The sequence below is a fragment of the Streptomyces sp. NPDC054883 genome (assembly GCF_053610645.1).
In genome coordinates this window covers 16,537-27,710 of sequence record NZ_JBSGYT010000035.1, presented here as the reverse complement: position 1 = coordinate 27,710, position 11,174 = coordinate 16,537, and the positions used below count along the sequence as shown (strand labels likewise).

1 protein-coding gene is annotated in these 11,174 nt (G+C 75.1%); it reads right to left on the bottom strand.

All coding sequences use genetic code 11. The features are described from left to right. Positions 1 to 25 precede the first annotated feature (25 nt). Positions 26 to 11,167, bottom strand: coding sequence for an SDR family NAD(P)-dependent oxidoreductase (locus ACWGH1_RS23900; RefSeq protein WP_453408989.1), 11,142 nt, complete (start codon positions 11,165 to 11,167; stop codon positions 26 to 28). Between the last annotated feature and the right edge of the window lie 7 nt (positions 11,168 to 11,174).

The following is an 11,174-nucleotide window of genomic DNA, read 5'->3' as shown; positions in this document are numbered from 1 at the left end:
CGTCACCCCGTACGTGCTGTGCGGTTCAGAACCGCTCGTCGATGAATGCGAAGATCTCGTCGTCGTCGGCGTCTTCGATGGAGTGGGCCACGCTGGACGCTCCGGCGTCCGCGGAGTCCGTGCCGGTCTTGCCTTCCTTGCCGGTCTGGCCGCCGATGCCGTGCCACAGGCCGGTGAGGGCCGCCAGCCGGTTGGCGATCTCCCGGTGCGCCGTCTCGTCGGGACCGGCCGTGCCGTCGGCCCGGCCGGACATGGTCCCGAAGAGGGCTTCCAGCCGGTCGAGTTCGGCCATGACGGTGTCGGCCCGGGGAGCGGAGGCCGGCTCGCCGGACGGGGTCTCGTCCGGGGCGAGTGCGCGGCGCAGGTGTCCGGCGAGGGCGGCGGGCGTCGGGTGGTCGAAGACGAGCGTGGCGGCGAGCCGCAGTCCGGTGGCGGCGGCGAGCCGGTTGCGCATCTCGACGGCGGTGAGGGAGTCGAAGCCGAGTTCCTTGAAGGCGCGGTCGACGACGATCCCCTCGGGGCCGCCGTGGCCGAGTACGGCCGCCGCGTGTGTGCGTACGGCGTCGAGGACCAGTTCCTCCTGCTCTTCGGCGGGCAGGCCGGTGATCCGGTCCGCGAGGGTTTCCGCGGGGGCGGCCGGCCGGTGGGCCGCGCCGCGGGACTGGCTGTCGTCGCCGATCAGGCCGCGCAGGAAGGCGGGTACGGGTGCGCTGGCCCGCAGGGCCGCGTGGTTGAGCCTGATGGGCACTTGGAGCGGGGTCCCGGCGGCTTGCGCGGCGTCGAAGAGCGCGAGCCCTTCGGCGTCGGTGAGCGGCATGACGCCACCGCGGGCGAGGCGCCGGTGCATGCCGCTCTGGTCGAGATGACCGGCCATCCGGCTGTTGCTGGACCACAGGCCCCAGGCGAGGGACACGCCGGGCAGGCCGAGCGAGCGCCGGTAGCCGGCGAACGCGTCGAGGAAGGCGTTGGCCGCCGCGTATCCGCCCTGGCCGGGGCTGCCGAACAGGGCGGAGGAGGACGAGTAGAGGACGAAGGCGGACAGGTCGAGGTCGCGGGTCAGTTCGTGCAGGTTGAGGACGGCGTCGACCTTGGGGTGCAGGACGGTGTCCAGGGCGTCCGGGGTGAGGGTGGGCAGGGTGCCGTCCGAGAGGACGCCGGCGGTGTGGACGACGCCGGTCAGCGGGTGGGCTGCCGGGATGCCTGCGAGCAGTGCGGCGAGCTGCTCGCGGTCGCCCGCGTCGCAGGCCCGTACGGTGACCTGCGCGCCGAGGCCGGTCAGTTCGGCGGCGAGGGCGGGTGCGCCGTCCGCGCCGAGGCCCTGGCGGCCGGCGAGCACGAGGTGGCGTACGCCGTGTTCGGTGACGAGGTGGCGGGCGACGGCGCTGCCCAGGGAGCCGGTGCCGCCGGTGACGAGGACCGTGCCGTGCGGCCCGAAGGCGGGCGGCATGCTCAGGACGAGCTTTCCGGTGTGGCGGGCCTGGCTGAGGGTGCGGAACGCCTCGCGGGCGTGCCGGATCTCGTGGACGGTCAGCGGCAGCGGGGTGAGGACGCCCGTGTCGAAGAGGGCGAGGAGTTCGCGCAGCATCTCGCCGACGGTGTCGGGGCCGGCCTGGACGAGGTCGAACGCCTGGTAGCGGGTGCCGGGGTGGTCGGCGGCGACGGTGTCGGGGTCGCGGACGTCGGCCTTGCCGAGTTCGAGGAAGTGGCCGCCGCGGGGCAGCAGCCGGAGGGACGCGTCGACGTACTCCCCGGCGAGGGAGTTGAGGACGATGTCGACGCCGCGGCCGCCGGTGGCGGCGAGGAACTCGTCGGCGAAGGCGGTGGTGCGGGAGTTGGCGATGGCCGGTTCGGTGAGGCCGAGGCCGCGCAGGGTGTCCCACTTGCCCGGGGAGGCGGTGGCGTAGACGGTGAGGCCGAGGTGGCGGGCCAGTTGCAGGGCGGCCATGCCGACGCCGCCGGCGGCCGCGTGCACGAGCAGGGACTGGCCGGGGGTGGCCCGGGCGAGGCGGGTCAGCGCGTACTGGGCGGTGAGGAACACGGCGGGGACGGAGGCCGCTTCGGCGTAGGTCCAGCCGGCCGGTATCGGGGCGACCATGCGGTGGTCGGCGACGGCGTACGGGCCGAAGCCGCCGGTCCACATGCCCAGGACCCGGTCGCCGGGGGCGAGTGAGGTCACGCCGGGGCCGGTCTCGGTGACGACGCCCGCGCCCTCGGCGCCCATGACGGCTTCGCCGGGGTACATGCCGAGCGCGATGAGGGTGTCGCGGAAGTTGACGCCGGCCGCGCGGACGGCGATGCGGACCTGGCCTTCCTCCAGGGGGGCCCGGGTGTCGGGGGCGGGGGCCAGGCGCAGGCCTTCCAGGGTGCCGGTGCCGCTGGTGGCGAGGCGCCAGGCGGGGGTGCCGGCGGGCGGTTCGAGGAGGTCGGCGCGCCGGCCGGGGTCGGTGGCGCGGGCCAGGCGGGGGACGCGGACGGCGCCGCCCCGGACGGCGAGCTGCGGTTCGCCGGAGGCGAGGGCGGCGGTGAGGGCGGCGGCGTCCCAGGTGCCGGGGTCGAGGTCGAGGAGGGTGAAGCGGCCGGGCTCCTCCGACTGGGCGGAGCGGATCAGGCCCCAGACGGTCGCGGCGGCCGGGTCGGTGGTGTCCTCGTCGGGGCTGGTGGAGACGGCGCCCCGGGTGAGGAGGGTGAGGGTGGTGCCGGCGAGCCGGTCCCCGGCGGCGAGCCAGGCCTGGGCGAGGTCCAGGGCCCGGTGGGCGACGGTGTGGGCGGTGTGCGCGTCGGGGCGGGGGTGGTGCGGGAAGGACACGGCGACGGTGTCGGGAGCCTGCCCGGCGGTGGTCGCGTCGAGCAGTGCGCCCAGGTCGGGGTACCAGTCGCAGGCACCGCCGGCGGCTTCGAGGGCGGCGACGACCTTGGCGTGGTCCTCGCCGACCACGGCGGTGCGGCGTACGGGCAGGGTGTCGGCGGCGGGCAGCTGCGGCCAGCCGACCTCGTACAGGGCGCCGTGGCGGCGGGCGCCGTCGCCGGTGGCGGCGAGCTGCTCGGGGGAGACGGTGCGCACGAGGAGTTCGGCGATGTCGAGGACGGGCCGGCCGGCCTCGTCGGTGCAGCTGAGCCGGACGGCTTCGGCGCTGACGGGGTGGATGGCGACGCGCAGCCGGCCGGCGCCTTCGGCGTGCAGGCGGACGCCGCGCACGGCGAACGGCATGCGGGCCAGGCCGTCGTCGGGGAAGAACGCGCCGAGGCTCATGGCCTGGAGGGCGGCGTCGAGGAGCGCGGGGTGGATGCCGTAGCCGGCGGACGTGTCGGCGGTCCGTTCGGGGAGGGCGACTTCGGCGTGGACGGCGGCCCCGTCGAGCCAGCCGTCGCGGTAGCCCCGGAAGTGCGGCCCGTAGTCGTAGCCCCGGGCGGTGAACTCCGCGTAGAAGGCGTCGGGTGTGCGGCGTTCGGCGGGCCGGGCACCGGCAGGGGGCCAGGGTGCGGCGGGTGCGGCGGGCGGGTCTTCTCCGGCGGGGGCGAGTACCGCTTCGGCGTGGCGGTGCCAGGGCGCGCCGGGGGCGGCGTCCGCTTGGCGGGAGTGGACGGTGAGGGTGCGCCGGCCGTCCTCGGCGGCGGCGCCGACGAGCAGCCGCAGTTCGACGGCGCCCTCGTCGGGCAGGACGACGGGTGCCTGGAGGATCAGCTCGTCCAGGCGGCCGCAGCCGGACTGCCGGCCCGCCCACAGGGCGAGGTCGACGAGGGCCGCGCCCGGCAGCAGGACCGTGCCGAGCAGGGCGTGGTCGGCGAGCCAGGGCTGGGTGTCGGCGCCGATCCGGGCGGTGTAGACGACGGAGCCGGATTCGGGCAGTTCCACTCCCCCGCCGAGCAGCGGGTGGCCGGCTTCGCGCAGGCCGATGGAGGCGGCGTCGCCGCGGCGGGCGGGCGCGTTGTACCAGTAGCGCTCGCGCTGGAAGGGGTAGGTGGGCAGCTCGACGCGGCGGGAGCCGGCGCCGAACAGGGCGTCGGCGTCGATCGCGACGCCGTTGACGTGGGCGGCGGCGAGGGCCGCGCCGAACCAGCGGGCACCGCCCTTGTCGCGGCGCAGGGTGCCGAGGACGGCGGCGCGGGCGCCGGTGTCGGCGATGGTTTCCTGGAGGGAGGTGGCGAGCATGGGGTGCGGGCTGGGTTCGAGGAAGACCTCGTGGCCGTCGGCGAGGAGCGCCCGGGTGGCCTGCTCGAACTCGACGGGTTCGCGCATGTTGCGGTACCAGTACGCGCGGTCGAGGGCGGCGGTGTCGAGGAGGCCGCCGGTGACGGTGGAGTAGAAGGGGATGTCGCCGGTGCGCGGGGAGACCGGCGCCAGGACCTCCAGCAGGTGTTCCTTGAGGGCGTCGACCTGCGCGGAGTGCCCGGCGGTGTCGACGCCGGGGATGGCCCGGGCGTGGACGCCTTCGGCGGTCAGCTCCGCCAGGAGCTCGCGCAGGGCCTCGGGTTCGCCGGCGACGGCGGCGGTGCCGGGGCTGTTGACGGCGGCGACGGACAGCCGGTCGCCGAACCGCTCCAGGCGGGGGCGCAGGGCGTCGGGGCCCTGGGAGACGGCGATCATGCCGCCCTTGCCGGCCAGCGTGAGCCAGGCCTGGCTGCGCAGGGCCACGATGCGCGCGGCGTCGTCGAGGGTCAGTCCTCCGGCGACGTGGGCGGCGGCGATCTCGCCCTGGGAGTGGCCGACGACGGCCGACGGGTGGACGCCGATGGCCCGCCAGGCGGCGGCCAGCGACACCATCATGGTGAACAGGACGGGCTGGACGACGTCGACCCGGCTGAGCGAGGGCGCGCCGGGGACCTGGCGCAGGACGTCCAGGACGGACCAGTCGAGGTGGGCGGAGAGCGCCGCGTCGCAGGCGAGCGCGGTCTCGCGGAACGCCGGCGACCGGTCGAGGAGTCCTTCGGCCATGGCGGGCCACTGGGAACCCTGGCCGGGGAAGACGAACACGATGCGGTCGCCGGGTCCGGCGGTGCCGCGCAGCACGTCGAGGTGCGGCCGGTCCTGGGCGAGGGAGCCCAGGGCGTCGAGGAGTTCCTCGCGGCTCTCCCCGATGACGGCGGCCCGGTGGTCGAACCGGGAGCGGGCGGTCATCAGGGTGTATCCGGCGTCGGCCGGGTGCATCGCGGGGTTGTCGACGAGTCCCGCGCGCAGGCGGGCCGCCTGGGCGCGCAGCGCGGGTTCGGAGCGGGCGGACAGCAGCAGGGGGACGGTGACCTCGGCCCAGGGGTCGGCGTCCGCGTCGGGGGCCGGCGCGGCGGGCGCGGCCGGTCGGGGGGCCTCCTCCAGGATGACGTGGGCGTTGGTGCCGCTGATGCCGAACGCGGACACGGCGGCGCGGCGGGGGGTTTCGCGCTGCGGCCAGTCGAGGTCGTCGGTGAGCAGGGCCACCGCGCCGGAGGACCAGTCGACGCGGGGGGTGGGCGCGTCGACGTGCAGGGTGCGGGGCAGGGTGTTGCCGCGCAGGGCGAGCACCATCTTGATGACGCCCGCGACCCCGGCCGCGGCCTGGGTGTGGCCGATGTTGGACTTCACGGAGCCGAGCCACAGCGGGGCGTCGGCGGGGCGCCCTTCGCCGTAGGTGGCGAGGACGGCCTGGGCTTCGATGGGGTCGCCGAGTTCGGTGCCGGTGCCGTGCGCCTCGACGGCGTCCACGTCCTGCGGTTCCAGGCCCGCGTCGGCGAGGGCCTGGCGGATGACCCGCTGCTGGGAAGGGCCGTTGGGGGCGGTCAGGCCGTTGCTGGCGCCGTCCTGGTTGACGGCGGAGCCGCGGATGACGGCGAGGACGGGGTGTCCGTTGGCCTCGGCGTCGGCGAGCCGCTCGACGACCAGCATGCCGGCGCCTTCGCCGAGGGCCACACCGTCGGCGGACGCCGCGAAGGCGCGGGAGCGGCCGGTGGGCGACATGACGCGCTGGCGGGAGAACTCGACCAGCATCTCGGGGGTGGACATGACGGTGGCGCCGCCGACGAGGGCCATCGCGCACTCGCCGCGCCGCAGCGACTGGACGGCCAGGTGCAGGGCGACCAGGGACGCCGAGCAGGCGGTGTCGACGGTCACGGCGGGGCCTTCGAGGCCGAAGACGTACGAGAGCCGGCCGGACATGACGCTGGCCGAGTTGCCGGTGCCGAGGTAGCCGTCGAAGTCCTCGTCGCCGTTCTGCAGCAGCGGCATGTAGTGCTGGCCGTTGGTGCCGACGAACACGCCGGTGCGGCTGCCGCGCAGCACGTCCGGGTCGAGTCCGGCCCGTTCCAGCGCCTCCCAGGAGGTTTCCAGGAGCAGCCGCTGCTGCGGGTCCATGGCGAGGGCCTCGCGCGGGGAGATCCCGAAGAACTCCGGGTCGAAGTCGGGTGCGTCGTGGAGGAATCCGCCTTCGCGGACGTACGTACGTCCCTTCGCTTCCGGGTCGGGGTCGTAGAGGCCGTCGAGGTCCCAGCCGCGGTTGGCGGGGAAGGGGGTGATGGCGTCGCCGCCGTCCCGCACCAGCCGCCACAGCTCGTCGGGAGAGTTGATGCCGCCGGGGAAACGGCAGGCCATGGCGACGATCGCGACGGGTTCGCCGTCCCCGCCGGAGGGGGCGGCGGGGAACGGGCCGGCCGGGTCGGGGTCCGTTCCGGAAGCCAGCTCGTGGAGGTGGCGGGCGAGCGCGGCGCTGGTCGGGTGGTCGAAGACGAGGGACGCCGGCAGGCTCAGCCCGGTGGCCTCGCGGAGCCGGTTGCGCAGCTCCACGGCGGTCACCGAGTTCAGGCCGAGGTCCTTGAACGCCCGGTCGGGGGCGATGTCCCCGGGCGAGGAGTGGCCCAGCGCGGCGGCCACCTGCGAGCGCACCAGCCGCAGCAGTTCCCGCCGCTGTTCCTCGGCGGTCCTGCCGCGCAGGCTCGCGGCGATCCCGGTGTCGTCGGCGGCCCGGGCCGCGGCGGCCTCCCGCTCGGCCGCGCGCAGCGCCCGTACGGCGGGCAGTTCGTCCAGGAGCGCGGAGGGCCGGGCGGCGGTGTAGGCGGGGGCGAACCGCTCCCAGTCGACGTCGGCGACTGCGAGGCCGCTCTCGCCGCGTGCGACGAGCGTGTCCAGGACGTCCAGGGCCCGCTCGGGGTCGAGGAACGACAGCCCGGCGCCGCGGATCCGGTCGGCGGCGGGACCGTCGACGGCGCCCTGCCAGGGGGTCCAGGCGATGGAAGTGGCGGGCAGGCCGCGGTCGCGGAGCACCTCGGCGAGGGCGTCGAGGTGGGCGGTGCCGGCCGCGTAGCCGCCCTGGCCCGCGCCGCCCCACACCCCGGCGACGGAGGAGAAGAGGACGAAGGCGTCCAGTGCGGTGCCGGCGTCGGTGCCGGCTCCGCTTTCGGCTCCGGCTCCGGCTCCGGCGAGCAGCGCGTCGAGCCGGGTGGCCAGGTCGGTCTTGGCGGCGACGGCGGCCGCGAAGCCCTCCGTCGTGGTCGCGGAGAGCGTGGTGGGCACGGCCGGGGGCGGGACGACGTACAGGGCCGACGGCGCGTGCCGGACGAGCAGTTCGCGCAGGTCCCGGTCCGAGCCGAGGTCACAGGGCGCGAGGGTGACGCGCTCGGCGGGAGCGCCGTCGACCTGCGGCAGACCGTCGGCCGGTCCGGCCAGGACGACCCGCCCGGCGCCGGCGTCGAGCAGCCGGCGGGCCAGGGGTGCGGCGACGGCCGTGAGGTCACCGATGACGAGGACGGTGCCGCGCGCGGTGGCGGGAGCGGAGGGGCCGCCCGCGGCGGCCTGGACGAGGCGGCGGCCGTACGTGCCGGAGGGCCGGACGGCGACCTGGTCGTCGGCGCGCGGGTCGTCGGCTCCCCGGGCGTGCGCTCCCGGGGCGGCGGCGAGGACGGCGGCGAGCCGCTGCCAGGCGCGCGCGTCGGGCCGGGCGGGCAGGTCGACCAGACCGCCCCAGAGGGCGGGCAGTTCGAGGGCGGCGACCCGTCCGAAGCCCCAGAGCTGGGCCTGCTCGGGGGCCGGGGTCTCGGCGGGCGACACGGCGACCGCACCGGAGGTGGCGGCCCAGAGCCGGGCCCCGGTGCCCGCGTCGGCGGCGGCCTGGGTGAGGGCGAGGGTGGCGGCGAGGCCGAGGGACAGGACCGGGTGCTCGGGGTGCGGGCCGTCGGTGAGGGCGAGCAGCGAGAGGATCCCGGCGAGCGGTGTGCCGTCCGGGCGGTCGGCGGCCTCGGCGATGCGGGTGCGCAGGAGGGACCGGTCGGCGTGGGCCGGGTCGACCGTGAGCGTCTCCACGGTGGCGCCGAGCGCGGCGAGGGCCTGGCGGGCGGCTTCGGCGGGGCCGGCGGCGGCCGAGGAACCGGGGGCCACGAGCAGCCAGCGCCCGGACAGGCGGGCAGCGGGGTCGTCGGTGCGCAGGCTCTTCCACTGGACGCGGTATGCGAGGGAGTCCCGCGGGGCGAGGGCCGCCGCCTCGGTGGCGGGGGCCGCGGGCAGCCAGTAGTGGGCGCGCTGGAAGGCGTACGTGGGCAGGTCGACCCGGCGGGCACCGGTGTCTTCGAAGAGGGCGGCCCAGTCGATGTCGACACCGCGTACGAACAGTTCGGCGGCGGAGACCAGGAAGCGCTCCAGGCCGCCCTCGTCGCGGCGCAGGGACCCGGCGACGAGGACCTCGGCTCCGGCGGCCTCGGCGGTTTCCTGGATGCCCATGGTCAGGACGGGGTGGGCGCTGGACTCGACGAAGGTGGTGAAGCCCTTGGCGACGAGGGAGCGGATCGTCTCCTCGAAGCGGACGGGGTTGCGCAGGTTGCGGTACCAGTAGGTGGCGTCCAGCACCGGCTCCGACAGCAGGCCGCCCGTCACCGTTGAGTAGAAGGGGACCGCCGGCCGCTGCGGCGTGATCGGGCCCAGTACGTCCAGCAGCTCGGCTTCGATCCGCTCCACGTGCGCGGAGTGCGAGGCGTAGTCCACCGGCACCTGGCGGGCCCGGATGTCCTCCGCTTGCGCTGCGGCGACGAACTCCGCGATGGCATCGGCGTCACCGGCCACCACCGTGCTCGACGGACCATTCACCGCCGCCACACCCAGCCGGCCCGCCCAGCCATCCAGCCGGGCCTCGACCTCCGCCAACGGCAGCGGAATCGACGCCATACCGCCGAGCCCGGCCAGCTCCCGGCCGATCACCGCGGCACGAAGAGCCACCACCCGGGCCGCATCCTCCAACGAGAGTGCCCCGGAGACAGCAGCGGCGGCTATCTCGCCCTGCGAGTGACCGACGACCGCATCCGGCACCACACCCAGCGACCGCCACAGCTCCGCCAGGGACACCATCACCGCCCACGTCACCGGCTGGACCACATCCACCCGATCCAGCGAACGCCCCTCCCGCACCACCTCCACCACATCGAAGTCCACGAACGGCGCCAACGCCTGCGCACACTCACGCAACCGATCCGCAAACACCGGGGACGACTCCAGCAACCCCGCACCCATCCCCACCCACTGCGTCCCCTGCCCGGGGAAGACCAGTACGCGACGGCCCGGAGTGCCGGCGACGCCCTCCACGACTGCCGAGCCCAGCGTTACCGAGCGGTGCTCCAGCACCGAGCGGCCGGTCGCGAGGCTCAGCGCCACATCGAGCGGGCGCAGGCCGGGGTTCCGGTCCAGGTGCGCGCTCAGCCGGGCGTGCTGGGCGCGCAGTGCGGTCTGCGACTTGGCGGTGAGGACGAGGGGAACGACCGGCAGCTCCCGCTCCACTGCCCCGGTCACCGCAGCCGTCTCAGGAGCCTGCTCCAGGATCACGTGCGCGTTCGTCCCGCTCACCCCGAACGACGACACACCCGCACGACGCGCCCGACCCACCTCCGGCCAGACCCGCTCCTGCGTCAACAACTCAACGGCACCCGACTCCCAGTCCACCTGAGACGACGGCCGACCCACATGCAAAGACCTCGGCAGCACACCATGCCCGAGCGCCATCACCATCTTGATGACACCACCCACACCCGCAGCCGCCTGCGCATGCCCGATGTTCGACTTCAACGACCCCAGCCACAACGGCTCACCACCCTTGGGCCGCTGCCCATACGTCGCAAGCAACGCCTGCGCCTCGATCGGATCCCCCAACCGGGTCCCCGTCCCATGCGCCTCCACCACATCCACATCAGACACACCCAGACCAGCACTCTCCAACGCCGCCCGGATCACCCGCTGCTGCGACGGACCGTTCGGCGCCGTCAACCCATTGCTCGCACCGTCCTGGTTCACCGCCGAACCCCGCACCACCGCCAGCACCCGATGACCCCGAGCCACCGCATCCGACAGCCGCTCCACCAGCAGCATCCCCACACCCTCGGCCCAGCCCGTACCATCCGCCGCGTCCGAGAACGCCTTCACCCGGCCATCACCCGCCAGCCCCCGCTGCTGCGAGAACTCCACGAAGGTGGAGGGCGTCGCCATGACGGTGACGCCACCGGCGAGCGCGAGGTCGCACTCCCCCGCCCGCAGCGACTGGGCGGCGAGGTGCAGGGCGACCAGGGAGGACGAGCAGGCGGTGTCGACCGTCACCGCCGGACCCTCCAGCCCCAGGGCGAAGGAGATGCGGCCGGAGATCACGCTGCCGGAGGTGCCGGTGCCGCCGTAGCCGCCGGCGTCGTCGAGAACGCTCGGGCGGTCGGCCCCGTAGTCGTGGTACATGGCTCCGACGAAGACGCCGGTGCGGGACCCGCGCAGCGAGGAAGCCGGGACGCCCGCCCGCTCCAACGCCTCCCACGACGTCTCCAACAGCAACCGCTGCTGCGGATCCATCGCCACCGCCTCACGCGGCGAGATACCGAAGAAGTCCGCATCGAACTCCCCCGCCTCATGCAGGAACCCGCCCTCACGCACATACGTACGCCCCGGAACACCAGGCTCCGCATCAAACAAGGACTCCACGTCCCACCCACGGTCACCCGGGAACGGCGACACCGCATCCACCCCCGACGACACCAACTCCCACAAACCCTCCGGCGAACTCACCCCACCCGGAAAACGGCACGCCATCCCCACGATCGCCAGGGGTTCGGTGTTCCGCTCCTGCACCTCGCGGAGGCGTGCTTGCGTCTCGTGCAGCTCGGTCATGGCCCGGCGGAGGTACTCGCGGAGCCTGGTCTCGTTGCCCGTGCTGGAGTCCTGGTTGGTGGCGTCGTGAGCGGACACGGCTCTC